This is a genomic window from Methylobacterium sp. NFXW15 (assembly GCF_049887755.1).
GTDB lineage: Bacteria > Pseudomonadota > Alphaproteobacteria > Rhizobiales > Beijerinckiaceae > Methylobacterium.
Genome location: NZ_JAGEKG010000002.1, coordinates 427,926 through 453,485 on the forward strand (window position 1 = coordinate 427,926; position 25,560 = coordinate 453,485).

The following is a 25,560-nucleotide window of genomic DNA, read 5'->3' on the forward strand; positions in this document are numbered from 1 at the left end:
TACGGCGTAAAGTAAAGACCAGTCTTTCTCGAAAGTGTTTGTCATGAACACCCAGCTTCGACCCGCCCTCGTCCTCCTCGTCGGACTCACGGCGATCACCGGACTCGCTTATCCCCTCGCGATGACAGGCATCGCCGGGGCGATCTTCCCGGCCAAAGCGGCTGGAAGCCTCATCGAGCGCGATGGCCATGTCGTCGGCTCCAGCCTGATCGGCCAGAGCTTCACGACGCCGGGCTACTTCCACGGCCGCCCTTCCGCGACCACGGCGGCCGACCCGGCCGATGCCACCAAGACCGTTCCTGTCCCCTACAATGCCAGCAATTCGGCAGGCTCGAACCTCGGGCCGACCAGCGCCGCCCTCGCCGAACGGGTGAAGGGCGATCTCGACACATGGAAGACGGAAAATCCTGCCGCCGCCGTGCCGGTGGATCTCGTGACCGCCAGCGGCTCCGGCCTCGATCCCGATATCAGCCCGGATGCGGCCCTGTTCCAGGTGCCGCGCGTCGCCAGGGCGCGCAACATCCCCGAGGAACGCGTGCGGGCGCTGGTGACGTCGCGGATCGAGGGCCGTACCCTCGGCCTCCTCGGCGAGCCGCGCGTGAACGTGCTGGCCCTGAACCTTGCTCTGGACGACCTCGTACGCCCCTGATCCATGCCCGAGACCGGCCGAGACCCGAACCGTCCATCCCCCGACGCGCTGCTCGAAGCGGCGCGCCGGGAGGAACGCGTGCGCGGGCGCCTCAAGGTGTTCCTGGGGGCCGCCCCTGGCGTAGGCAAGACCTACGAAATGCTGACCATCGGCCGTGCGCGGCTGAAGGCCGGGGCCGACGTTGTGATCGGGGTGGTCGAGACGCATGGCCGGGCCGAGACGGAAGCCCTACTCGACGGGTTCGAAACCATCCCCCGGCGGCACGTGCCCTACCACGGTGCGGTTCTCGAAGAGATGGACCTCGACGCGCTCATCGCACGTCGACCGAGCCTCGCGCTGGTGGACGAACTCGCCCACACCAACGCGCCCGGCTCACGTCATCCGAAACGCTATCAGGACGTGGAGGAATTGCTCGACGCGGGCATCGACGTGCTGACCACGCTCAACATCCAGCATGTCGAGAGCCTCAACGACGTCGTGGCCTCGATCACCCGCATTCGCGTGCGCGAAACCGTGCCTGACAGCGTGCTCGACCATGCGGACGACATCGAGGTGGTGGACCTCAACCCGGACGACCTGATCCAGCGGCTGAAGGACGGGAAGGTCTATGGGCCCGCCAATGCAGAGCGGGCGCTGAGGCACTACTTCTCGCGCGGCAACCTCACGGCGCTGCGCGAACTGGCCCTGCGTCGCACCGCCGAACGGGTCGATGACGAACTCGTCAGCCACATGCGGGCCAATGCCATCGCGGGTCCCTGGGCGGCGGGGGAGCGTGTACTGGTCTGCGTCAACGAAGATCCGCGCGCGGGCAACCTCGTCCGCTCGGCCAAGCGCCTCGCCGACCGTCTCCACGCGCCCTGGACCGCGCTGGTGGTCGAGGGGCCGCGCTCGGCCTCCCTCGATGAGGCGCAGCGTGATCGAATCGCCGAAGCCCTGCGTCTGGCGGACAGGCTCGGCGGCGACGCGGTGACGGTGCCCGGCGGGCGCCGGATCGCCGAGGACATCCTGGCCTATGCCAGATCGGCCAACGTCAACCACATCATCGTCGGCAAGGCCGCGCGCTCCTGGGCGTTCGAGATGATCAATGGCTCGGTGGTGCACGATCTGGTGCGCCTGTCGGGCGCGATCAGTATCCACGTGGTGCCCGGAGAGGCGATCGCGCCAGAGCCCACGAAAAAGGGGCGGAACGTCTCCGCGCCGTCGGGCCAGGGAGGCAGCCTGGGCGCCTACGCCTTCGCCTTGCTCGTTACGGCCATCGGCCTCGGCCTCGCATTACTGGCCCAGCCCGCCCTCGGCACGGAGAATGCCGACCTGTTCCTGCTCACGGGCGTCGTCACGGTGGCGATCCGCAGCGGGCTCGGGCCATCCCTGGCGGCGGTGCTCGCCGCGTCGCTGGCCTATAACTTCTTCTTCCTGCCGCCCCTCTACACCTTCACCATCTCCGATCCGTCGAACGTGGCAGCCTTCGTGCTGTTCACCATCGTCGCCGTCCTGGTCTCGAATCTCGCGGCGCGTACGCGCCTCACCGCATTGATCAGCCAGTCGCGAGCGCGGGCGACGGAGCGGCTCTACGGCTTTTCGCGGAAACTCGCCGGATGCGGCACGCTGGACGACGTGCTCTGGGCGACCTGCGCACAGATCGCGGCCATGCTGAAGGTCAGGACCGTTCTTCTCCTGCCCCAGGGCGATGCCGTGGCCGTCCGCGCCGGTTACCCCCCCGAGGACCGTTTGGACGAAGCCGATCTGGCCGCTGCCCGGTGGGCTTTCGACAACGACCGCCCGGCAGGGCGAGGCGCCGATACGCTGCCCGGCGCGCGGCGGCTGTTCATCCCCATGCGGACGGGGCGGGGGACACTGGGCGTCGTCGGCCTCGACACGGACGGGACCGGGCCGATCCTCACCCCGGAGGATCGGCGGCTCCTCGACGCCCTGGTGGATATGGGCGCCCTCGCCATCGAACGCGTCCGCCTCGTCGAGGATCTCGACAGGGCCGAGCGCGCCGCCGAAACTGACCGCCTCCGGCAAGCCCTGCTGACCTCGATCAGTCACGATCTGCGCACGCCGCTCTCGTCGGTGCTCGGTGCGGCGAGCACCCTGCGCGATCTCGAAGACGTCCTGCCGTCCGGATCCCGGGCCGAGTTGCTCGGCACGATCATCGAAGAATCCGAACGGCTGAACCGCTTCATCGCCAACCTCCTCGACATGACGCGCCTGGAGGCCGGAGCCGTGGCGCCGAACCTCGCCCCGCAGGATGTCGGCGAAATCATCGACACGGCCCTGCGTCGGGTCGAGAAGGCGCTCGGCGGCCACCATATCGTCGTGGATGTCGAGCCCGAGCTTCCGGCCCTCCGGCTCGATCCGGTGCTGTTCGAACAGGTGCTCGTGAACATCCTCGACAACGCCGCCAAATACGCCCCCGAAGGCTCGGCGGTGACAGTGCGGGCGCGGCGCGAGGGCGCGAGCCTGCGCATCGACCTGATGGACGAGGGTGACGGCTTGCCCGAAGAGGATACCGAGCGTGTGTTCGACAAGTTCTACCGCGCTCGTAAGGGCGACCGGGTTCGGGCCGGTACTGGCCTCGGCCTCGCCATCTCGCGCGGCTTCGTGGAGGCGATGGGCGGGACTGTCACGGCGGCCAACCGGCGCGACCGCTCCGGCGCCTGCTTCACCGTGAGGCTGCCCGTACCTGTCGGGCGAAGCGTGAGGGGCATCGCGGCATGAGCGCCACTGTCCTCGTGATCGACGACGAGCCGCCGATCCGTAAATTGCTGCGAATGGGCCTCTCGACCCAAGGCTATTCCATTCTCGAAGCGCCGGACGGCCGAACCGCCCTCGACCTGTTGAAGCGCGAGGGCGCCGACCTCGTGATCCTCGATCTCGGCCTGCCCGACATGCGCGGACACGATCTGCTGCGGACGATCCGTGCCGAACATCCCGATCTGCCGGTGGTGGTGCTGTCGAGCCGCGACGACGAGAGTGGAAAGGTCGAGGCGCTCGATCTCGGCGCGGACGATTACGTCACCAAGCCGTTCGGCATGGCCGAATTGCTCGCGCGGCTTCGCGCGGCGCTCCGCCACCAGCTCGCCACCCAGGGCGAGCGGCCGATCTTTCGCGTGGAGAACCTGACCGTCGATCTCATCCGCCGCATCGTCCGCGTGGACGATGCCGAGGTGAAGTTGACCCCTCGGGAATACGATTTCCTGCGGGTCATGGTGCTCCATGCAGGCAAGGTGCTGACCCATGCGCAGTTGATGCAGGCGGTGTCCACCTCGTCCGATCCGCAATATCTGCGGGTCTACATGCGCCAATTGCGCCAGAAGCTGGAAGCCGATCCGGAGCGCCCGCGTCTCCTCCTGACGGAGACCGGCGTCGGCTATCGTCTGCGCGCCCCCGATGACGAGACCTTACGCTCGCGATGACGATGGACGAGATTTTCGCGGCCGAGGACATGCTCGTCGGCCTGCGCGCGCCGACCAAGCGAGCCCTGTTGGATGCCCTGGCCCGCCGTGCGAGCGCGGCGTTGGGGCTCGATCCTGAGATGATCGCTTCTGCCCTGTTCCACCGGGAGGATCTGGGCTCCACCGGCATCGGGCAGGGTATCGGCCTCCCCCATGCGCGGCTTGATGCCATCGCAAGGCCCTACGGCATCCTCGCGCGGCTGCGTGAGCCGATCGCCTTCGAAGCCATTGACGACGCGCCTGTCGACCTCGTCGTCATGCTGCTTCTGCCCACCGATCCCCAAAGCGACGGCTCGGCCGCTCTGGCCGAAGTCGCCCGGCGGCTGCGTGATCGGGACTTGGCGGCATCCTTGCGCGGGGCGCGGGACGCCGCCACGCTTCGCGCGTTGGCGTGCGAGTAGAGCGCGTTTCAGGTTCGGAGCTCGATCAGGCCGCCTGACACGGACACGGCGTCGGGCCGCCGCCCGGTCTCGGCCGCAGCGTAATGCCACGCAGCCTGACGATCCCGGAACAAGCCGCCGCCGCGCCCATGGACCTCCAGGGCGACCCAGCGCCCATGGGCATCCTGGCCGATGACAAAGCGGTTTTCCTCGATCCCGGCGGAGTGGGCGCGGAGATCGCTGACGGTAAGGGAGGGCAACATCGTCTGAGGGGGTTCACGCGGTCCTCGATGGGGCCGCACCCATAAGCTGAGGCGAACACCATGAGGGTTCGAGGGAGGTAAAGCCCGCCCCGCATGAGTAAGCCGTGAGGAAACGCACATTCCGCGGCCCTCGCCGTCTCAGAGCGACCGCTCCGGCTTGCCGCTGGTGAGCCGCACCCTGAGGGGACGCCCTGCGATGGCCCCACCCAGACCGTCGGTGATGTCCGCAGGCAGACAGCGTGACACGGCGCCGAGTGCCGCGCCGATGAAGGAGCGTTGGTCCTCCTCGCTCCCCAGAAGTCGGGAATGCGCGATGCGTGGCTTGCCGTTCAACGAGCCATCGCGCTTTACGCTGAATAGCACCGTCACCTCGGATCCGGCTGCCCCGGGAGACGCGCCCTCGATCGTCACGCAGCGACCGAGATAGGCCCACAGGTCCTTCAGGGTGTTGGCGGGGGCGCTCCGTGCCGCTGGGGCATGGCCCACGACACAGAGCGCCATCGCGAGCGCCGGAAGGTGAGCCCGGCGCATCACTCAGCCCTTGTTGCTGGTGGCGGTCTGCCCAAACATGATCTTCTTGGCATCCTCGCTCATGGTCTTCCCGAAATCCGGATTGATCTTCGGAGCATGCGCGTAAGCCGCCTTCGTGCCGGGGCGCTCGGCAATGGCGTGGAACCACCGCTTCAGGTGAGGGTGCTCATCGAGGTTCTGGCCCTGCTTCTCCCACGGGACGATCCAGGGATAGGAGGCCATATCGGCGATCGAATATTCGGCGCCGGCGATGAATTCACGGTCGGCGAGGCGCCGATCGAGCACGCCGTAGAGCCGGTTGGTCTCGTTGACGTATCGCTTGATCGCGTAGTCGATCTTCTCCGGCGCGTACTGGCTGAAATGGTGGTTCTGTCCGAGCATCGGGCCGAGGCCGCCCATCTGCCAGAACAGCCATTGCAGGGCCTCGTATCGCCCGCACATCTCCTGCGGCAGGAACTTCCCGGTCTTCTCCGCGAGGTAGAGCAGGATGGCGCCGGATTCGAATAGGCTCATGGTCCCACCGCCCTTAGGCTCGTGATCCACGATGGCCGGCATCCGGTTATTCGGCGCAATCTTGAGGAAGTCCGGGTTGAATTGCTCGCCCTTGCCGATGTTCACCGGCTTGATCGTGTAGGGGAGGTCGGCCTCCTCCAAGAACATCGTGATCTTGTGGCCGTTCGGCGTGGGCCAGTAGTACAAGTCGATCATCGCACGTCCTCGTTGCAGGCCTTCGATCCGGCCCGGCTCCTGACGCGGGGGAGGTGGGACGGAAGGCGGCTTGGATCAAGCGGGCCGAACCGAATGCGCCCGGAGGACTTTCTCCTGTCGTCGCGGCAACCCGCCAACCGGCGGGCCCGCGACCCGAGGACAAGAGCCCATGCCCTGGTACGCCGTGCGTCCGCGTGACCCCGCCGATCCGCGATGGCCCCTGCCGGGTCGTGAGCAGATCGTCCTAAAGGCTGAGGGCCCGGAGGATGCGCGGGCACGCTTCGAGGAAGCCTATCCGAGCGAGCCCTATGGCAGCCCCGCCGTGCCGGTGCCCAATGCCGGTCTCGGCAGCTTTCGCAGCGATCCCGACGCCCTCACCGTCGAGGAGACGAGCGAGCCCCCCGCACCGAAGGAGTGAGAGGATGGACGGGACAGCCTCGCGCCCGCGCGTGACCCTCGACGGTCAATTGGTGGATTTCTGGTCGCGCGAGGCCGCGCGCCTCGATGCCTTGAGCGCGAAGGCACGCTTCGGCTGGGAAAAGCGGCGCCTTGCCCGAAAGGCGGCGAAGGCCCGCGAGCAGGCCGAGCGCAGCCGCATCCGTGAGGCTGCGCGAACCGGTGGCGAGGCACAAATGAGCCAAGGCTAAACGGTATCACCCGCGCTCCAAGCTTTGCCATGGTCTTCCGGGGGGTACGTCGGATATGGAGCCCGCGTCCCGCAAACCGGTCCGACCATGGAACGCTCGCAGCAAGCCGCCCTGCTCAGCGCAGGTATCGGCGTCGCCGTCACCGCGCTGAAATTCTACGCCGCGTGGCTCACCGGGAGCCTCGCGCTCTATTCCGATGCGTTGGAAAGCATCATCAACGTGGTCGCGGCCGCCGGGGCGTTCATCGCGCTCCGCATCGCGGCCCAACCGGCCGACGAAGACCATCCCTACGGACACCATAAGGCCGAGTTCTTTTCGGCGGTGATCGAGGGGGCGCTGATCATCGTCGCCGCCCTGCTGATCCTCAAGGAGGCATATTTCGGCTTCCTCGATCCGAAGCCGCTCGACGCTCCGATCGCCGGCTTGGCCGTCAATGGCCTTGCCGGGGCGATCAACGCCGTTTGGGCCTGGGCGCTGATGCGCTGGGGGCGTGCATGGCGTTCGCCTGCCCTGATCGCCGACGCGCGGCACATCTTCTCCGACGTGCTGACCTCGATCGGCGTGCTCGGGGGCGTGGCGGCAGTCTGGTACACCGGCATACCGACGCTGGATCCGATCATCGCCGGGCTGGTTGCCCTGCAGATTCTGTTTTCCGGCTACCGCATGGTGCGCGAGTCGGTGGATGGGTTGATGGACAAGGCCGCCTCGCCGGAGGTGCTGCACCAAGTGCGTTCGGTCATCTCGCAATACGGGGAGGGCGCCCTGGAAGCCCACGACGTGCGGACGCGCTCGGCTGGCCGCGCGACCTTCGTGGATTTCCACCTCGTCGTGCCGGGCGACATGACGGTCGCTGAGTCGCACACGATCTGCGACCGGATAGAGAATGCCTTGGAGACGACCATTCCCGGCACGGTGGTGACGATCCATGTCGAGCCGGGCGACAAGGCCAAGGCACGCGGCCTGCCTGTCCTCTAGAAAAGTCGAGCGCCCCGGCCGGTTGACCGGGGCGCTCGTCCTCGTTCATGCGTGCCGCGAGGGTATCAGCTCCAGGCGTGGAACGGCGGGTTCACCCCATTGAGGGCGTGGTTTCCGACGATCGCGTATTTCCACCGCACCGGATCGTGCAGCGTGTGGGTGCGGGCGTTGCGCCAATGCCGATCGAGATTCTCGGCCGCGAGGGTCGAGCGCGTCCCGGCTAGTTCGAACAATTTGTTCGACGCCGCCAGCGCGATTTCGGTGGTGAGAACCTTGGCCTCAGCCACCGCAAGCTGCGCTGCCGCCACGCTCTCGGCATCCGGTGCGGCGATGGCTGCATTTAGCGCATCCCCCGCCCGGTCGAGCAGGGCTTCGGCCGCGTGCTGGCGGATGGTCAGGTCTCCGATCGCGTGGATCGTATAGGGGTCGTCCGAGGCGCGGTCCTGGCCGCTGTCGATCCAGGGCCGGGCCTTTTCACGCACGAAGGCGATGGTATCATCCAGCGCGGCACGGCCGATCCCGGCATCGATCGCCGCCTGGATGATCTGAAACACCGCGCCATCGGTGCGCGGTCCCTCATAGCCTTTCCAGGCCGGGACGAGGTGCGTTTTCGGTACGCGCACATCCTCGATCAGCACTGTACCGCTCGCTGTTCCGCGCTGGCCGAAGGCGGACCAATCGTCGATCACCGTCAGACCCGGCGCGTCACGCTCCGCGATGGCGTACCATGCGCGCCCCTCGCCATCGACGGCGACGATGGGCACGAGATGGGCGAGGAGCGCCCCGGTCGAGTAGAACTTTTGCCCGCGCACCACGACGTGGTCGCCGTCATCGACGAAACGCGTCTCGAAATCGGCAGCGCGCTTGGTGCCACGCTCCGAGAAGGCGTTGCCGAAGCGGACGCCCCGCAGCACCTCCCCGAACAGCAGATGCTTCTGATCCTCGTCCGACACCGTCTGGATCGCGGCGACGATGCCGAGATGGTTCTGGGCGATCTGGCCGATGGATGGATCGGCCGCCGAGATGATGGCGACGACCCGCGCCAGCGTCCGATAGGACACGCCGGGCCCGCCATAGGCCCGCGGCACATTGATGGACCAGAGGCCGCTCTGCGAGAAGGCATCCAGCTCTAGTAAAGGGCGCGTCGCATGGCGGTCGCGCTCGGACGCGCCCTTGCGGAAATCCGCCGCCAGGGCGGCGGCGACCGCAATCGCCTCCGCATCGTCGCGGATCACATGGGCCGGCGCCTCGGCTTTCACGGGGCCGGGCACCCCGCCCACGCTGGTGCCGAGGGCTTGGACATCGACGGCGATGGTCATGGCTCTCTCCCTGCCGCGTGGATCAAGCCGCCGCCGCGGCGGGCGCCGCCTCGCGGGCGGCTTCAAGGGCGCGGACCCGGGGTAGGATCTCGCGGCCGAAATACGCGACCTCCTCCTGGAAGTGCAGGAAGGCGAGGAGGATCAGGTCGGCACCCGCATCGTTCAGGGCGACGATGCGCTCGGCGATCTGATCCGGCGTGCCGATCAAATTGGTGCGGAAGCCGTCATTGTATTGAACGAGATCCTCGAAAGTGGATTTCGCCCAGTTGCCCTCACCCTCCGGGCTCGCCTTGCCGGCATTCTTCGCCTCGTGTCCAAAGGCCTTCACGGCCTCGGGATCGGCCTGAGCGATGATGTCATCGAGGACGGCGCGGGCTTCTTCTTCGGTATCGCGCGCGATGACGAAGGCGTTCACACCGATCTTCGGCCTGTTGCCGAACTCGACCGACTTGGCCCGGATGTCATCAACCTGCTTGCGCAATTCGACCGGGGTGGCGCCGTTGGTGAAGTACCAATCGGAGACTCGCGCCGCCATGTCCCGCGCCGCGCGCGACGAGCCGCCTTGGAAGATTTCCGGCTGCGGATCAGCGGGCTTCGGCTTCAATGTGTAGTTCGTGTAACGATAGAAGTCGCCGCGGAAGGTAAAATTGTCCTGCGTCCAGATTCCCCGCAGGGCGCGGATGAACTCTTCCGAGCGGCGGTAGCGCTCATCATGGTCGAGCCAAGGTTCGCCAATGGCCCGGAACTCGCCCGCGAACCATCCAGACACGATGTTGACTGCGATACGTCCTTTCGACAGCTGAGAGATCGTGGCGATCTGCTTGGCCGCGAGCGTCGGGTTCCAGGGGCCCGGCAGAAGGGCCGCAATCACCTTCAGCTTGCTGGTATGAGCCAGAAGATCCTGGCTGAAAGCGACCGATTCATGCTGGTACTCGGCGCCGTACCCGGCAGTGAAGCGGATCTGAGTCAGCGCGTAATCGAAGCCCGCCTCCTCAGCGATCTGCGCAAGCTTGCGGTTGTAGCCAGCGTCCCAACTCGTGCGCTGAGGGATTCGGCTGACGACGAGCCCTCCGGATACATTCGGAACCCAATAGGCGAAGCGCACGGGCTCGGACGTTTGATCGCTGCGGATCGTCATCTTCGGAGACATCCTCTTACTGCAAGAAGTACAGTATCGCAATTGCACCCAAGGCGTGGAGCGCTGCAGAAGTACTTCTATCGATCTGACAGCAGAATTATCGCGAGCTTCATCCTAGTGGTCAAAGGAATGAATAGCTCTTTTCAAGCCATGCCTGGAAACGACATGCCACGGCCCGCGCTCGCGTGAGGGCGCTTTGTTTTTCTGTCAGAATGTATGCAGATTAAGGGTGGTTCAGGCCGGGTCGTGCAGTCGACGCCACGCGAACACCCCGAAGACACCGACGAGGCAGGCGGCGATGCCGAACCACGTGAAAGCGTATTGCAGGTGGTTGTTCGGCAGATCGACGCGCAACTGACCGCCGCGTGGCCACGAGGTCTGGCCCGGCACGGCATCGGCCTCGATCAAATAGGGCGCAACGTCCCCGAGCCCCCGTGAGGCTGCGATACCTGGCACGTCGCGGTTGAACCATTCGCCCTTCGCCGGATCGGGCGCAGGCACGAACATTCCGCGCGGCTCGCTCGCCCGAAGGATGCCGGTGACGCTCGTCTCGCCCTCGACCAAACCGGAAGCGCGGTCCTTCTGCGCTTTCAACTCGGTCGGAACGAAGCCGCGATTGATGAGCACGGTGCCGCCACCGTCGCGTTCGAGCGGGGTGAGGACGTAGTAGCCCTGGAGAGCACGGCCCGGCGTCTCGCCCGCCGCGAGGCCGTGAACCAGCGTCTCCTTGTCGTTCAGGAAGCGGCCCGTAACGCGGACGTGCCGGAACTCGTCCGTCGTGGGGTTCCAATCAGACGCGGCAGGCGGCGCGACGGGTTCGGCCTTCGACTGGCTGATGATCCGCGCGATGAGATCCTGCTTCCAGGCCCTCCGCTCCACCTGCCAGACGCCGAGGCCGATCAGGATCGCCAGAGCGATCAGAGCTGCGACGCCCGGCCCGAAGAGGCTGCGCCACGCACCGGGCCGAACCCCGCTCACGGCTCGAAGCGGCCCTGCTCGGCCTTGTTCTTGTACTGAAGCGCAATGAGCAGCCCCTTGAGGGGGCGAACCAGCATCAGGCTCAGACCGATTGAAAGCGTACCCGCCACCAGAGCGTGCACCCACATCGGCGGTTCGTAGGTGACCTCGAGCCACAGGGCCGTGCCGACCACGATGAGGCCGACGATCGACATGACGAAGAAAGCCGGACCGTCAGCCGAATCGAAGCTCGAATAGTCGAGATTGCAGGCTTCGCAGCGTGGCCGGAGGGCGAGGAAGCCCTGGAACAGGTGGCCTTCGCCACAACGCGGGCAAGCGCCGCGCAGGCCTGTCGGGATCGGCGGAGGCGTTGGCATGATGATCCCACTCACAACGGGTCTGCAGCCGGATAGCCGATCGCCGCCAAACGAAGAAGGGGCGGCCGAAGCCGCCCCGTCATGCGTCGTCTACATCGAAACCGTCGCCAAGGGCGTTCGCTTCAGTGCGCGGCGTGGCCGATGCCCGAGCCCCACACATAGATGGCGGCGAAGAGGAACAGCCACACGACATCGACGAAGTGCCAGTACCAAGCGGCGAACTCGAAGCCGAGATGCTGCTTGGGCGTGAACGAACCGGCATAGGCGCGCATCAGGCAGACAGCCAGGAAGATGGTGCCGATGATGACGTGGGCGCCGTGGAAGCCCGTCGCCATGAAGAAGGTGGACGAGTAGATGCTGCCCGAGAAGCCGAACTCGGCATGGGCGTACTCGTAGGCCTGGCAGGCCGTGAAGATGACGCCGAGGACGATCGTCAGCCACAGGCCATACTTCAGGCCCTTGCGGTCGCCGTTCAGCAGGGCGTGGTGCGCCCAGGTGATGGTGGTGCCCGAGGTGAGAAGGATCAGGGTGTTGAGCAGCGGCAGGTGCCACGGGTCAAACGCCTCGATGCCCTTCGGGGGCCACGTGCCGCCCGTGAACTCCACGCGCGAGATCTGGATCGGATCGGCGGTGTAGAGGGCGGCTTCGAAGAAGGCCCAGAACCACGCGACGAAGAACATCACCTCGGAGGCGATGAACATCATCATGCCGTAACGGTGGTGAAGCTGCACGACGCGGGTGTGGTCGCCGGCATCGGCCTCGTGGGCGACGTCCTTCCACCACGAGTACATCGTGTAGAGCACGCCGACGGTGCCAATGCCGAACACGTACGGGCCGGGGCTCAGCGTCCCGATCTGCATGTTCTTCATCCAGAACACGGCGCCGAACGCCATGAGAAATCCGGAGAACGCACCGAGCAACGGCCACGGACTTGGGTTGAGGATATGGAAGTCGTGATTCTTGGCGTGCGCCTCAGCCATCGTCCCGTCGCTCCTCGCCCGGCGGTGTAAGCCCTTTCGGCACCACCGCTCTTGCCCAGCTTACCCGCAGCTTTAATCGCTACGGCCCCTCAATGTCACGCACTCGCGATCAGAAATCGCGCTTCGTCCCCGAAGCGGCCGTGTTGGCGACCGCAGCGGTCACCGGTTGGCCGTTCTTGGAGGCAAAGTACGTGTACGACAGCGTCATCTCGGAAAGATGCGCCGTGTTCGAATCGTCCCGCACGGCCGGGTCGATGTAAAAGACGACCGGCACGTCTATCGTCTCGCCCGGCTGCAGCATCTGCTCATTGAAGCAGAAGCAGGCCACCTTCACAAAGTATCCGCCCATCAGGCCGGGCTGGACGTTGAAGGTCGCGACGCCGGCCGTGGGCTTGTCGCCGGTGTTCTTCACGCGGAAGAACACCGTCTTGGTCTCACCGAGCTTCGCCTCGACTTGGTTCTGCTCAGGCGCAAACTTCCAGGGCAGGCCGGGCGCGACGTTGGTGTCGAAATGGACGACCATGCTGTCGTCGCTGCGCGCCGCGGCGACGGACAAGGCAGGCCCCTGGCGCGGCGTGCCATCGTAGCCTGTCGCCTTGCAGAAGGCGTCGTAGAGCGGGACCGACGCATAGGCGAGGCCGACCATGCCGATGGCGAGCCCGCCGCAAAGAATGGCTGTGCGTGCCGCGCCGCGTGGGGTCGAAGGCCGGGGGGAGGGGGCTGTCATCGCATCTCCCTCAGAGCGGCCGGTTGAGGACCTGCGGTCCAAGCTTGGCGATGGTCAGCACAAAGAACAGCAGGACCATTGCGCCGAGCGCCAGAGCGATCGCCACCGAACGCTTCCGGCGGCGAGCCTCTTCCTCGGGTGTGAGCGGCCGGTACTCGATCTTGGGATCGGGCATCATGGCTTAGGCCACGACTGCGCGGAACAGGCCGAGGCTCTGCTCGGCGAGAAGCGCCGAAAACAGCGCGAAGAGGTAGAGGATCGAGAAGCCGAACATGCCCATGGCCGCCTTCTTCTCGGCTTCGCCCGTACGGTTCTTCAGGACGCGCACGCTGAATGCCACCATGCCGAGGCCGCCCACCGTGCTTACGACGGCATAGAGCCAGCCGCCGAAACCCAGGGCTACCGGCGCGAGACCGAGGGGGAAGAGGAAGAGCGAATACCACACGATCTGGCGGCGGGTGGAGTCCGGCCCGGCGACGTTCGGCATCATCGGGATACCGGCCCGGGCGTACTCACCGGCCTTAATCAGCGCGAGCGCCCAGAAGTGCGGCGGCGTCCAGATGAAGATGATCGCGAAGAGGACGAGGGACTCGATCCCCACATGGCCCGCCACCACGGCCTGACCAATCACCGGCGGCAGGGCGCCCGCGGCACCGCCGATGACGATGTTCTGCGCGGTCGCCCGCTTCAGCCACATCGAGTAGATCACGGCATAGAACACGATGGTGAACGCCAGCAGCGCGGCCGAAAGCCAGTTCGCTGCAAGCCCCAACACCAGGACGGACGCGACGGAGAGGAACAAGCCGAAGCCCAAGGCCTCGCCGGGGGTGATCTTGCCAGCCGGGATCGGACGCCCGGCCGTGCGCGTCATCACGGCGTCGATGTCGGCATCCCACCACATGTTGAGACAGCCCGACGCGCCCGCGCCGACCGCGATGGCGAACAGCGAAATCGCCCCGATGGCCGGGGAGACATGGCCATGCGACACGCTCATCCCGACCAGTGCCGTGAAGATCACGAGCACCATCACCCGCGGCTTCAGGAGCGCGAAGTAGTCCGGAACGTCGCCGCCGACGGTGGTGTCGGCGTGGTTCAACGAAGTGGTGGCGCTTGTCATCAGGTCCGCTGCTGTTCGGCCCGCGATCCCGCACGCGGGCTCGCGCAACGGAATCCTGTCTATCGATCTAGTCGGTTCAAGGTGTCGGGGTTCTGAGACCCTCGTCCCCCGGCATTGGCCCCGGGGCGCCCTTGCCGGGAGGTCGCTCTCGGGCGGCCTCCGGGGAAGGGCGGGGGCCGCAAGCGGCCCCCGGCTTCTGGTGCTTAGTGAGCGCCCGGCTCGTCGACGATGCGAGGCAGCGTCTCGAACTGGTGGAAGGGCGGGGGAGAGGACAGGGTCCACTCCAGGGTGGTGGCACCCTCGCCCCACGGGTTGTCCGCAGCACGCTCCTTGGAGCGGAAGGCCAGGACGACGCCGATGATGAAGACGAACATGCCGAGGCCGAAGATGTGGCCGCCGTAGGTCGACACCTTGTGCCAGCCCGCGAAGGCCTCCGGGTAGTCGGCGTAACGACGCGGCATGCCTGCAAGACCCAGGAAGTGCATCGGGAAGAACAGGACGTTCGCTCCGATGAAGGCCAGCCAGAAGTGCAGCTTGCCAGCCCATTCCGGAATGATGCGGCCCGTCATCTTCGGGAACCAGTAGTAGACACCGGCGAAGATGACGAACACGGCGCCGAGCGACAGCACGTAGTGGAAGTGCGCGACGACGTAGTAGGTATCGTGGAGGTACTTATCGACCGCCGAGTTGGCGAGCACCACGCCGGTCACGCCGCCGACGGTGAAGAGGAAGATGAAGCCCACCGCCCAATGCATCGCGGCAGTGAAGCGGATCGAACCGCCCCACATGGTCGCGATCCAGGAGAAGATCTTCACGCCGGTCGGCACGGCAATGACCATGGTCGCGAAGACGAAGTACGACTGCGTCTGGAGCGACAGGCCGACAGTGTACATGTGGTGAGCCCACACCACGAAGCCGACGACACCGATCGCGACCATCGCGTACGCCATCGCGAGGTAGCCGAACACCGGCTTCCGCGAGAACGTGGCGATGATGTGGGACACGATGCCGAAGGCCGGCAGGATCATGATGTACACTTCGGGGTGACCGAAGAACCAGAACAGGTGCTGGTACAGGATCGGATCGCCACCGCCGGCCGGATCGAAGAAGGTCGTGCCGAAGTTACGGTCGGTGAGCAGCATCGTGATTGCGCCCGCGAGCACCGGCAGCGAGAGCAGGAGCAGGAAGGCGGTGACCAGCTCGGCCCAGGCGAAGAGCGGCATCTTGTGCAGCGTCATGCCGGGGGCGCGCATGTTCAGGATGGTGGTGATGAAGTTGATCGCGCCGAGGATCGAGCCGGCACCCGAGAGGTGCAGGGCGAAGATCGCGAAGTCGACGGCCGGGCCGGGATGGCCGGCGGTCGAGAGCGGCGGATACACCGTCCAGCCCGTGCCCGCGCCGCTGGCGCCGGGAGCGCCTTCGACGAAGAGCGAGCACAGCAGCGAGCAGAAGCCCGCCACGGTGAGCCAGAACGAGATGTTGTTCATGCGCGGGAACGCCATGTCCGGCGCGCCGATCATCAGCGGTACGAACCAGTTCCCGAAGCCGCCGATCAGGGCGGGCATCACCATGAAGAACACCATGATGAGGCCGTGGCCCGTGACGAAGACGTTATAGGTCGCGGGGTTGGAGAAGTACTGCAGACCGGGCTGTTCCATCTCCATGCGGATGCCGAAGGAGAGGAAGGCGCCGATCATGCCCGCGCAGAACGCGAAGAGCAGGTACAGCGTGCCGATGTCTTTATGGTTCGTGGAGAGGAACCAGCGGGCGAAGAACCCCGGCATATGGTGGTCGTGGGCGTCGTGAGCCCCGGCATGGGTGGCGTGTGTTGCCATCTGAGACGTGCCTTAAGGGTGAACGATTGCGTTGCGGGATGCGGGCGCGGGTCAGCGCGCCTCGGCGAAGCTCTTGCCGTTGTCGATAGCGGCGTACTTGGTCTTGGCCTCCTTCAGCCAGTCCGCGTAGGCCTGTTCGCTCACGACACGCACGACGATCGGCATGTAGGCGTGGCGCTGACCGCACAGCTCGGAGCACTGGCCGTGGAACGTGCCTTCCTTTTCGGCCTTGAACCACATCTGGTTCAGGCGGCCGGGGACGGCGTCGATCTTGAAGCCGAAGGCGGGCATCGCCCAGGAGTGCAGCACGTCGGTGGCGGTGACTTGGATCTTCACGATCTTGCCGACCGGAACGACCATCTCGTTATCGGTCTGAAGCAGGCGGGGCTGCTTATCCTCGTCGAGGTTGGCATCGAACGTGAAGCCGCCGCCCTGCTCGGTCTGCGGATACTCGTAGGACCAGTACCAAGCGTGACCGATGACCTTCACGATCATGTCCGCCTTGGGGTCCGAGAGCTGCGTGCGGAGCAGGCGGAAGGAGGGGATCGCGACGGCGACCAGGATCAGCACCGGAACGATGGTCCAGGCGACCTCGATGGCGGTGTTATGGGTGAAGCGCGACGGCGTCGGGTTCCGCTTCTCGCCGAAGCGGAAGATGCACCAAAGGATCAGACCCAGCACGAAGAGGGAGATCGCGAACGAGATCCAGTGCAGGCCGATCTCGAAATTCAGGATGTCGCGGGCATTCTCGGTGACCGGGATCTGCCGGCTCATTTCCCACGGAACAGGTTGTCCGAACCCGGCGGCCGAAGCCGGTACCGTGCCGGCAAGTAATGCGCCGAGGAACGGTAAGGCCGAGCATGACCTGGTGAACGTCCGCACCTTACGCATTCCTCTCATGGCTCCCCGTCCATTTGCCCCATGTCGACTGCCCCATCTTGACTGTGCGGGAACCATCGCCGACCTGACGGATGGCTCGACCTGTCGCTGACCGAGCTTCCGCGAGTGGCTTCAGATCACAAGGACGTTCCCGGTGCAACCACCCAAGCGTCGCATGGAAGGCTTTCAAGAGGCCGGAAGCGTCGCCGATCAGCAACACGGACCGCTTCGTGCGATCGATGCCCCCATGCTAGTCGTCGACTACGTGGGTCAGCAGTTTCGCCCCGGATCGAGACCCCTCGCGGTCGAGGCGCCGGTCAATCTCGTCTACGGCAGCGTGCCGCATGCGGTGATGATGGCCACACCCGGGGATCTCGAGGATTTTGCCTACGGCTTCAGCTTGACCGAAGGCATCGTCGAGGATGCTGCGGAGATCCGTGAGGTCAGCGTCGAGGCTGTGGAAGACGGCCTTCGCCTTTTAGTCGAACTCGCGCCCGGCCGCCTGCGCGAGCATTTGGCACGCAAGCGCGCGATCAGCGGCCGCACGGGTTGCGGTGTCTGCGGGATCGAGGACCTCGCCGCGATCCCCCGCGCCGAAACGCGGCTCGCGCCGTCCGTGACGGTCTCCGTATCGGCAATTGCGAAGGCGCTTGCAGGATTGGACGCAGAACAGCAGCTCGGTGCCGTGACGCGTGCGGTCCACGCAGCCGCCTGGGCGCGGCTTGATGGGACCATTCACGTGGTGCGCGAGGATGTCGGACGCCACAATGCCCTGGACAAGCTGATCGGAGCCCTGATGCGCGATGGCACCGACCCGGCCACGGGCTTTCTGCTGATCACCAGCCGCTGCTCGTTCGAGATGGTGGAAAAGGCCGCCCGTCTCGGCGCAGCGATCGTCGTGGCGATTTCCGCACCGACTTCGTTGGCCCTTGAGCGCGCGACGGCGCACGGGCTCACCCTTTGCGCCATCGCTCGTTCCGACTCCCTCACCGTCTTCACAGGAGGCGAGAGGCTAAAGGGCAATTCCGACTGACGCGAATTATTGCTGCGGCGAGGCGGCGTCGCCGTCCTTGTCGGGTGTGCCCGGTACAACGGTTGCCCCGCCGATCACGCGGACATTACGCTTGCCCTCCGCAGGCGGGTCCTTCCAATCCGGCTTCGGCGGTGTCGTGGCGGCGACGGGTTTGGGCTCCGGGGCCGGGCTCGTCGTGGCGGCGGGCGTCGCCGTTGCTGACGGAGCCGCTTCGGGAGCGGTTTTCGGCGCGGGTGCAACGGGGCTCACCTTCGCGAGCGACGGCTTCTCCGGCTGCCGCGTGGGGCTAGTCCGGGCGACCTTGCGCGGCGGTTCGGCGCGGTGGCCTCCATCGGGATTGAGGCCGAGCGGATTGCCCTCCAGCGGCCGGGACGCCTCCGGAATGGGTTTGCGAGACTGACGCAGTGCGGGACCGGACTCGTAGGGAGCAGGCTGCGGCGGGCGGACCGCATCGTCTTCCGTCCAGCCATAGCCCGGCATTCCCAGGGTCGGCGGCCGTTCGAGACGCGCGTAGACCTCCGGGCTCGGCCCTTGTTGACGACCCATGATGGCACCGCTCGCCGGATCGACCACGACGCGGACCGGCATCCCGGCCGGGCCGACGGCATCGACCACATAGACCCGACCATCGAATCGCGGACGGCGGATGTCGGTGAAACCACGGTCGGCAAGACGCCACACGATGACGCGCGGCGGCAGAACATCGTCTTCGAAGAAAGATCCGGCGAAGCCTTGAGCCTCGGCGAGGTGGCTCGAAGTCAGCAATAGGCCCGCCGATAGGAGTGCCGCGCGCAGGACACGGTTCCGCGGCTTCGCGTTCGAGGCCTTGGCGCTCACGCTCATCACACTCGTTCCCGATTCTGGAGACCCGGCCGGGTGATCCGGTATTGGCATGGCCCCGTCCGGTGTGTCCGGTCGTCGGCCATGCCGTCGAGGTCGTTGCCCCGCATGCCGCTTGTGCTCGGCCCGGCCTTTAGACCCGCGGAATCGGGCGACATTGCGAAGGCCTGCAGGCTGCTCCATGCGGACGGGATGCGGCTGTTGGTTGCAAGGGGCCCAAGGCGCTGGGGCCCTTGCTGAAACCATTTCAATCTGCCAACTTCGCGATTTAGGACAGTAGCACTGTCCCATTCGCCTCGGTCGCGCGACGCGCGCGGGCGCAAATGCCGTGAGAAGAGACCGCGCCGCCTTGTGCGACCGGGCCTCCGGGCTCCGCCACATGGGGCGGCCCGCTGCGTCTTTTGCACCCCGGCCGGTCGAAAGTGGTATCGAGGCACGAAACCTGCTCGCGGAACCCGAAGGGTCGGGCGCGGCTCGCGACGAGGGAAGGGACTAGAGGAAGCATGGCTGGACGCGGACACGCCCCCGAGCCGAACGCTCCCCGCGGCGCTGCGATGCCGCTGATCGTGCGCGACCCTGCGCTTCCCAAAGCTCAGGGCGCGTACAATCCTGCCCATGAACGCGACGCCTGTGGCGTCGGTTTCATCGCGGACATGCATGATCGCCGCAGCCACTCGATCGTGCAGCAGGGTCTGAAGATCCTCGAGAACCTCGACCACCGGGGCGCGGTCGGTGCGGACCCGAAGATGGGCGATGGCTGCGGGATCCTCACGCAGATTCCTCACGCGTTCTTCGCGGAGGAATGCTCGCGCCTCGGCTTTGAGCTTCCGCCCGCCGGGCAATACGCCATCGCGCAGCTCTTCCTGCCGAAGGCCGAGCAGCCGCGCCGGGTCATCGAAGGCATCGTCGCCTCGACGCTGGCCGCCGAAGGCCTGCCCCTGCTTGGCTGGCGCGACGTACCGGTCGATTCGACCGATCTGGGCAAGGCCGTGCTCGCGACCGAGCCGTGCCACCGCCAGGTGTTCATCGGCCGCCCCGGATCGGTGACGGATCAGGACGCGTTCGAGCGTCGGATCTACGTCGCCCGGAAGGCGATCTCGAACACGATCTACGGTCACGACGACCAACGGATGAAGGAGTTCTATCCGGTCTCCGTGTCGACTCGCACCATCGTCTATAAGGGCATGGTGCTGGTGAACCAGCTGGGGAACTACTTCCTTGACCTGAAGGACGAGCGGTTCGTGTCGGCGCTGGCGCTGGTCCACCAGCGTTTCGCCACCAACACCTTCCCGACCTGGCGCCTGTCCCACCCTTATCGTTTCGTTGCGCATAACGGTGAGATCAACACACTGCGCGGCAACGTGAACTGGATGGCCGCCCGTCAGGCCAGCGTCGACTCAGAACTCTTCGGCAACGATATCTCGAAGCTCTGGCCGATCTCCTACGAGGGTCAGTCCGACACGGCCTGCTTCGACAACGCGCTCGAATTCCTCGTGATGGGCGGCTATCCGCTCGCTCACGCGATGATGATGCTCATCCCCGAGGCCTGGGCGGGCAATCCGCTCATGGATGAGGAGCGTCGTGCCTTCTACGAGTACCATGCCGCCCTGATGGAGCCCTGGGACGGTCCGGCCGCCGTGGCCTTCACGGACGGCCGTCAGATCGGTGCCACCCTCGATCGCAACGGTCTGCGTCCGGCCCGCTACATCGTCACGGACGATGGGCTGGTCGTGCTCGCCTCCGAGGCTGGCACCCTGCCGATCCCGGACGAGAAGATCGTGCAATCCTGGCGGCTCCAGCCGGGCCGGATGCTGCTCATCGACCTGCAGAAGGGCCGCATCGTCTCCGACGAGGAGATCAAGGGCGAGTTGGCCAAGGCGCACCCCTACGCCGATTGGGTGAAGAACACCCAGATCGTGCTGGAGGACCTGCGCCCGGTGCAGCCGCGCGAATCGCGCGGCGACGTGAACCTGCTCGATCGCCAGCAGGCCTTCGGCTACACCCAGGAAGACCTCAAGCTGCTGATGCAGCCCATGGCCGTCACCGGCCAGGAGGCGGTCGGCTCCATGGGCACGGATACGCCGCTCTCGGCGCTCTCCGAGAAGTCGAAGCTGCTCTACACCTATTTCAAGCAGAACTTCGCGCAGGTCACGAACCCGCCGATCGATCCGATTCGCGAGGAGGCCGTGATGAGCCTCGTCTCGTTCATCGGCCCCCGGCCGAACCTGCTCGACATGGAAGGCGCCTCGCGCCGCAAGCGGCTCGAGGTGCGTCAGCCGATCCTGACCAACGGCGATCTGGAGAAGATCCGCTCCATCGGTCATTTCGAGGACCGGTTCGATACCAAGACGCTCGATATGACCTACCCGGCCGAGAACGGCGCGGCGGCCATGGAGGGCGCGCTGGACCGGCTCTGCGACCGAGCCGAGGCGGCGGTGCGTGGCGGTTACAACATCATCGTGCTCACCGACCGGGCGGTCGGACCGGATCGCATCCCGATCCCGGCGCTGCTCGCCACGGCGGCCGTTCACAATTACCTGATCCGTAAGGGCCTGCGGACTTCGGTCGGCCTCGTGGTCGAGTCGGGCGAGCCGCGCGAAGTGCATCACTTCGCCTGCCTCGCCGGCTATGGCGCCGAGGCGATCAACCCGTATCTCGCCTTCGAGACCCTTCTCGAAATGAAGGACGAGTTCCCGCCGGACCTGACCGACGACGAGATCATCTATCGCTACATCAAAGCGATCGATAAGGGCCTGCTGAAGGTCATGTCCAAGATGGGCATCTCGACTTATCAGTCCTATTGCGGTGCGCAGATCTTCGATGCCGTCGGCCTGAACTCGGCTTTCGTGGCCCGGGACTTCTTCGGCACGGCGACGACCATCGAGGGCGTCGGCATGGCTGAAGTCGCCGAGGAGACGGTGCGTCGTCACCGCGATGCCTTCGGTGATGCACCGGTTTACCGGAACGCGCTCGATGTGGGCGGCGAGTACGCCTACCGCCTGCGCGGCGAGGTCCATACCTGGACGCCGGACACCGTGGCGACCCTGCAGCACGCGGTGCGCATGAATGTGCCCGAGCGCTACCGGGAATACGCGAAGCTGGTGAACCAGCAGGAAAACAACCTCAAGACCCTGCGGGGCCTGTTCCGCATCAAGTCCGCCGAGGAGCTCGGCCGGGCGCCTGTGCCGCTCGACTCGGTCGAGCCCGCTGCCGAGATCGTGAAGCGGTTCGCCACGGGTGCCATGTCCTATGGCTCCATCTCCAAGGAGGCGCACGAGACGCTGGCCATCGCGTTGAACTCGTTCGGCGGTCGTTCGAACTCGGGTGAGGGCGGTGAGGAAGTCGAGCGGTTCAAGCCGCTGCCGGACGGGCGCTCGCGCCGGTCCGCGATCAAGCAGGTGGCCTCGGGCCGGTTCGGCGTGACGACGGAATACCTCGTCAACTCGGACATGATGCAGATCAAGGTGGCCCAGGGTGCCAAGCCCGGCGAAGGTGGCCAGCTGCCCGGTCACAAGGTCGATGCGAAGATCGCCAAGGTCCGCTACGCCACGCCGGGCGTCGGCCTGATTTCGCCGCCGCCGCATCACGACATCTACTCGATCGAGGATCTCGCTCAGCTGATCTTCGACCTGAAGAACGTGAACCCGTCGGCCGACGTGTCGGTGAAGCTCGTTTCCGAGGTCGGTGTCGGCACCGTCGCGGCGGGCGTGGCCAAGGCGCGGGCGGACCACATCACCATCTCGGGCTTCGACGGGGGGACGGGCGCGGCGCCGCTCACTTCGCTGAAGCACGCGGGTGGCCCGTGGGAGACCGGGCTGGCCGAGACCCAGCAGACCCTGGTGCTCAATGGTTTGCGTGGCCGCGTCGCACTTCAGGCGGATGGTGGCCTTCGCACCGGCCGTGACGTGATGATCGCGGCCCTGCTCGGCGCCGACCAGATGGGCTTCTCGACCGCGCCGTTGATCGCGGCGGGCTGCATCATGATGCGCAAGTGCCACCTCAACACCTGTCCGGTAGGTGTGGCGACGCAGGATCCCGTCCTGCGCAAGCGCTTCAAGGGCACGCCCGAGCACGTGGTGAACTACTTCTTCTTCGTGGCGGAGGAGGTCCGGGAGATCCTGGCCTCCCTCGGCTTCACGAAGCTCGAGGACGTGGTTGGCCGTTCGGACCTCCTCGATAAGGTCGCGGCCATCCGGCACTGGAAGGCGCGGGGCCTGGACTTCACCAAGCTGTTCCACAGGCCGGATGTCGGTCCCGAAATGGCGATCCGCCACGTCGAGACCCAGCATCACCCGATCGACGACGTGCTCGACCGGCGGCTCATCGCCGGCGCGCGCAACGCCATCGAGACCGGCGAGCCGGTCGTGCTCACCGATACGATCCGCAACTCGGATCGTGCGGCGGGCGCGATGCTCTCCGGCGAGGTCGCCAAGGCCCACGGCCACGAGGGCCTGCCCGACGATACGATCAAGGTGCAGCTTGCCGGCACGGCCGGCCAGAGCTTCGGCGCCTGGACGGCGGCGGGCGTGACGCTCGAACTGACGGGCCACGGCAACGACTACATCGGCAAGGGCCTCTCCGGGGGTAAGCTGATCATCCGGCCGAGCGACGCCCTCAAGGCCCCGTCCGAGCGGACGATCATGGCGGGCAACACGGTGCTCTACGGGGCCATCGCGGGCGAATGCTACATTCGCGGCTCGGCGGGCGAACGGTTCGCCGTGCGCAATTCGGGCGCCATCGCGGTGGTCGAAGGCATGGGCGACCATGGCTGTGAGTACATGACCGGTGGCGTCGTGGTGTCGATCGGCGAGACCGGGCGCAACTTCGCGGCGGGCATGTCGGGCGGCCTCGCCTACGTGCTCGACGAGGATGGCTCGTTCTCGAAGCGCTGCAACCTGTCGATGGTCGATCTGGAACCCGTCGAGGAGGAGGACGACCTGATGCGTCGCTTCCACCAAGATGGCGACCTGGAGACCAAGGGCCGGGTCGACATCCTGGCCGACATGTCGGGCCACGATGAGGAGCGGCTCAGCCAGCTCATCACCAACCATCTCAAGTACACGGGCAGCCCCAAGGCCAAGACGATCCTCGACGACTGGGCGACCTACCGCACCAAGTTCGTGAAGGTGATGCCGGTGGAGTACCGCCGGGCTCTGCGCGAGATGGAAATGGCGCGGATGCCGGTGGCGGCGGAGTAATCCGAACCGCGATCAATCGGCGCGCGGAAAGGGCCGCGCGCCGCAGCCAGCATTTTTACTTAGGCCACCGGACCGCACGATCCGCCTCGGCCGCAAGGGTTGATCGATGGGCAAGATCACGGGCTTCCTCGAATTCGATCGGCAGGAGCAGAAGTATCAGCTCGCCGCCGACCGCGTTCGGCACTTCCGCGAGTTCACGCTTCCGCTGGACGAGCATGACCTGACCAAGCAGGCGGCGCGCTGCATGGATTGTGGCATCCCGTTCTGCCACGGTCCGACGGGTTGCCCGGTTCACAACCAGATCCCGGATTGGAACGACCTCGTCTTCCAGTCGGATTGGGAAGAAGCCTCGCGCAATCTCCACTCCACGAACAACTTCCCCGAGTTCACCGGCCGCATCTGCCCCGCGCCGTGCGAGGAAGCGTGCACCCTGAACCTCGAGAACCAGCCGGTCGCCATCAAGACGATCGAGCAGGCCATCGCGGATCGCGCCTGGAACATGGGCTGGATCAAGCCGGAGATCTCCGAAATCCGCACCGGCAAGCGGGTGGCCGTGATTGGCTCCGGCCCGGCGGGCATGGCGGCGGCGCAGCAGCTCGCCCGCGTTGGGCACACCGTCCACGTGTTCGAGCGTGAGCCGAAGGCGGGTGGCCTGCTGCGCTACGGTATCCCGGACTTCAAGATGGAGAAGCGCCACATCGACCGGCGCGTGAAGCAGATGGAAGCCGAGGGCGTGGTCTTCCACTACAACCAGAATATTGGCGTCACGAAGCCTGTCGATGAGTTGAAGGCGGAATACGACGCGGTGATCTTCTGCGGCGGCGCTGAGGATCCGCGCAACCCGAACCTGCCGGGGCAGGAGTTGGAGGGCGTCCATTACGCGATGCCCTACCTCGTGCAGTCGAACCGCCGCGTCGGCCAGGAGCCGATGCGTGGCAACGGCGAGGCGCCGATCCTCGCCAACGGCAAGAATGTCGTCGTCATCGGCGGTGGTGATACCGCGTCCGATTGTGTCGGCACGGCCTTCCGCCAGGGCGCACTCTCGGTGACGCAGCTCGACATCCGTCCCCGCCCCCCGGAGCGCGAGGACAAGCTGACCGTGTGGCCCTATTGGCCGACTAAGATGCGGACCTCGTCCAGCCAGGCCGAAGGGGCGGAGCGCGAGTTCCAGGCGGCGACGCTGCGCCTCGAAGGCAACAAGAAGGGTGTGCTGACCGGCGTCGTCTGCGCCCGCGTGGATGCCAAGCGTCAGCCGATCCCCGGCACCGAGTTCGTCCTGCCTGCCGATCTCGTCTTCATGGCGATCGGCTTCGCTGGCTCGATCCAGAAGGGTTTGGTCGAGCAATCCGGCGTCACCGTCGACAAGCGCGGCAACGTCACGGCGAACGAGGACGATTATCGCACCTCCGATCCGAAGATCTGGGCGGCGGGCGACATGCGCCGCGGTCAGTCCCTGGTCGTCTGGGCGATTCGCGAGGGCCGCCAAGCAGCCCGCGCCATCGACGAGGCGTTGATGGGCGCGAGCGTCCTGCCGCGCTAAGGCGCGGCA

24 protein-coding genes are annotated in these 25,560 nt (G+C 66.1%); 10 read left to right on the forward strand and 14 right to left on the reverse strand.

Translation table 11 applies throughout. From position 1 onward, the window contains the following. Positions 1 to 43 precede the first annotated feature (43 nt). Genes J4O73_RS06375 through J4O73_RS06390 form a run of 4 tightly spaced genes read left to right on the forward strand, consistent with a single transcriptional unit; the run spans position 44 to position 4,508 of the window. Positions 44 to 649 (forward strand): K(+)-transporting ATPase subunit C, encoded by a 606-nt coding sequence (locus J4O73_RS06375; RefSeq protein WP_426215647.1) that lies wholly within the window; start codon positions 44 to 46, stop codon positions 647 to 649. A gap of 3 nt (positions 650 to 652) precedes the next feature. Continuing rightward, positions 653 to 3,370 carry an ATP-binding protein gene (locus J4O73_RS06380; protein WP_426215649.1) on the forward strand — a complete coding sequence of 906 codons (2,718 nt, stop codon included), beginning with the start codon at positions 653 to 655 and terminating at the stop codon, positions 3,368 to 3,370. Then, positions 3,367 to 4,068: a response regulator gene (locus tag J4O73_RS06385; RefSeq protein WP_426215651.1), complete on the forward strand. Its 702-nt coding sequence runs from the start codon at positions 3,367 to 3,369 to the stop codon at positions 4,066 to 4,068. Before J4O73_RS06380 ends, J4O73_RS06385 begins: the two co-directional genes overlap by 4 nt. A gap of 2 nt (positions 4,069 to 4,070) precedes the next feature. Beyond that, positions 4,071 to 4,508 carry a PTS sugar transporter subunit IIA gene (locus J4O73_RS06390; protein WP_426215653.1) on the forward strand — a complete coding sequence of 146 codons (438 nt, stop codon included), beginning with the start codon at positions 4,071 to 4,073 and terminating at the stop codon, positions 4,506 to 4,508. Between the two features lie 8 nt (positions 4,509 to 4,516). Here the strand turns inward: J4O73_RS06390 and J4O73_RS06395 are convergent, their stop codons facing one another. The 3 genes from J4O73_RS06395 to J4O73_RS06405 form a co-directional block, all read right to left on the reverse strand. Next, positions 4,517 to 4,750 (reverse strand): hypothetical protein, encoded by a 234-nt coding sequence (locus J4O73_RS06395; RefSeq protein ID WP_426215655.1) that lies wholly within the window; start codon positions 4,748 to 4,750, stop codon positions 4,517 to 4,519. Positions 4,751 to 4,888: 138 nt separating this feature from the next. After that, positions 4,889 to 5,281: a hypothetical protein gene (locus tag J4O73_RS06400; RefSeq protein ID WP_426215657.1), complete on the reverse strand. Its 393-nt coding sequence runs from the start codon at positions 5,279 to 5,281 to the stop codon at positions 4,889 to 4,891. 3 nt (positions 5,282 to 5,284) lie between these two features. After that, positions 5,285 to 5,989, reverse strand: coding sequence for a glutathione binding-like protein (locus J4O73_RS06405; RefSeq protein ID WP_426215658.1), 705 nt, complete (start codon positions 5,987 to 5,989; stop codon positions 5,285 to 5,287). Between the two features lie 169 nt (positions 5,990 to 6,158). On the opposite strand from J4O73_RS06405, the gene J4O73_RS06410 reads away from it, so the two are divergent. The 3 genes from J4O73_RS06410 (at position 6,159) to J4O73_RS06420 (ending at position 7,611) form a co-directional block, all read left to right on the forward strand. Then, positions 6,159 to 6,407: a hypothetical protein gene (locus J4O73_RS06410; protein WP_426215660.1), complete on the forward strand. Its 249-nt coding sequence runs from the start codon at positions 6,159 to 6,161 to the stop codon at positions 6,405 to 6,407. A 4-nt stretch (positions 6,408 to 6,411) separates the two neighbouring features. Then, positions 6,412 to 6,636: a hypothetical protein gene (locus J4O73_RS06415; RefSeq protein WP_426215662.1), complete on the forward strand. Its 225-nt coding sequence runs from the start codon at positions 6,412 to 6,414 to the stop codon at positions 6,634 to 6,636. An 87-nt stretch (positions 6,637 to 6,723) separates the two neighbouring features. Continuing rightward, entirely contained in the window at positions 6,724 to 7,611 is an 888-nt protein-coding gene (locus J4O73_RS06420) for a cation diffusion facilitator family transporter (RefSeq protein WP_426215664.1), read from the forward strand. Between the two features lie 65 nt (positions 7,612 to 7,676). Here the strand turns inward: J4O73_RS06420 and J4O73_RS06425 are convergent, their stop codons facing one another. From J4O73_RS06425 to coxB, 10 genes are all read right to left on the reverse strand, one after another. Then, positions 7,677 to 8,930, reverse strand: a complete 1,254-nt coding sequence (locus J4O73_RS06425) for an SfnB family sulfur acquisition oxidoreductase (protein ID WP_426215665.1) — start codon at positions 8,928 to 8,930, stop codon at positions 7,677 to 7,679. 22 nt (positions 8,931 to 8,952) lie between these two features. Further along, on the reverse strand, positions 8,953 to 10,068 hold the full coding sequence (sfnG, locus tag J4O73_RS06430; RefSeq protein ID WP_426215667.1) for a dimethylsulfone monooxygenase SfnG: 1,116 nt from the start codon (positions 10,066 to 10,068) through the stop codon (positions 8,953 to 8,955). A gap of 234 nt (positions 10,069 to 10,302) precedes the next feature. Next, a complete protein-coding gene (locus J4O73_RS06435; RefSeq protein WP_426215669.1) occupies positions 10,303 to 11,046 on the reverse strand; it encodes an SURF1 family protein in 744 nt (247 codons plus the stop codon). Continuing rightward, positions 11,043 to 11,402: a DUF983 domain-containing protein gene (locus J4O73_RS06440; RefSeq protein WP_378966048.1), complete on the reverse strand. Its 360-nt coding sequence runs from the start codon at positions 11,400 to 11,402 to the stop codon at positions 11,043 to 11,045. The genes J4O73_RS06435 and J4O73_RS06440 overlap by 4 nt, the downstream gene beginning before the upstream one ends. Before the next feature lie 122 nt (positions 11,403 to 11,524). After that, complete coding sequence (locus J4O73_RS06445) at positions 11,525 to 12,382, reverse strand: cytochrome c oxidase subunit 3 (protein ID WP_426215670.1); 858 nt, start codon at positions 12,380 to 12,382, stop codon at positions 11,525 to 11,527. 109 nt (positions 12,383 to 12,491) lie between these two features. Next, positions 12,492 to 13,109 carry a cytochrome c oxidase assembly protein gene (locus J4O73_RS06450; RefSeq protein ID WP_426215671.1) on the reverse strand — a complete coding sequence of 206 codons (618 nt, stop codon included), beginning with the start codon at positions 13,107 to 13,109 and terminating at the stop codon, positions 12,492 to 12,494. 10 nt (positions 13,110 to 13,119) lie between these two features. Beyond that, a complete protein-coding gene (locus J4O73_RS06455) occupies positions 13,120 to 13,287 on the reverse strand; it encodes a hypothetical protein (protein ID WP_378975727.1) in 168 nt (55 codons plus the stop codon). A 3-nt stretch (positions 13,288 to 13,290) separates the two neighbouring features. Further along, the gene (locus tag J4O73_RS06460; RefSeq protein ID WP_426215673.1) at positions 13,291 to 14,226 is read right to left on the reverse strand and encodes a heme o synthase; all 936 of its coding nucleotides are present in this window, start codon (positions 14,224 to 14,226) and stop codon (positions 13,291 to 13,293) included. Between the two features lie 203 nt (positions 14,227 to 14,429). Next, positions 14,430 to 16,061, reverse strand: a complete 1,632-nt coding sequence (gene ctaD, locus J4O73_RS06465) for a cytochrome c oxidase subunit I (RefSeq protein ID WP_426215674.1) — start codon at positions 16,059 to 16,061, stop codon at positions 14,430 to 14,432. Between the two features lie 51 nt (positions 16,062 to 16,112). After that, on the reverse strand, positions 16,113 to 16,952 hold the full coding sequence (gene coxB, locus J4O73_RS06470; protein WP_426215676.1) for a cytochrome c oxidase subunit II: 840 nt from the start codon (positions 16,950 to 16,952) through the stop codon (positions 16,113 to 16,115). 235 nt (positions 16,953 to 17,187) lie between these two features. On the opposite strand from coxB, the gene fdhD reads away from it, so the two are divergent. Next, positions 17,188 to 17,973 carry a formate dehydrogenase accessory sulfurtransferase FdhD gene (gene fdhD / locus J4O73_RS06475; RefSeq protein ID WP_426215678.1) on the forward strand — a complete coding sequence of 262 codons (786 nt, stop codon included), beginning with the start codon at positions 17,188 to 17,190 and terminating at the stop codon, positions 17,971 to 17,973. A 6-nt stretch (positions 17,974 to 17,979) separates the two neighbouring features. On the opposite strand, the gene J4O73_RS06480 is transcribed toward fdhD, so the two are convergent. Beyond that, positions 17,980 to 18,816, reverse strand: coding sequence for a hypothetical protein (locus J4O73_RS06480; protein ID WP_426215680.1), 837 nt, complete (start codon positions 18,814 to 18,816; stop codon positions 17,980 to 17,982). A gap of 500 nt (positions 18,817 to 19,316) precedes the next feature. On the opposite strand from J4O73_RS06480, the gene gltB reads away from it, so the two are divergent. After that, positions 19,317 to 24,011, forward strand: a complete 4,695-nt coding sequence (gltB, locus tag J4O73_RS06485; RefSeq protein WP_426215681.1) for a glutamate synthase large subunit — start codon at positions 19,317 to 19,319, stop codon at positions 24,009 to 24,011. 106 nt (positions 24,012 to 24,117) lie between these two features. Beyond that, positions 24,118 to 25,551, forward strand: coding sequence for a glutamate synthase subunit beta (locus J4O73_RS06490; protein WP_426215683.1), 1,434 nt, complete (start codon positions 24,118 to 24,120; stop codon positions 25,549 to 25,551). Positions 25,552 to 25,560: the final 9 nt, after the last annotated feature.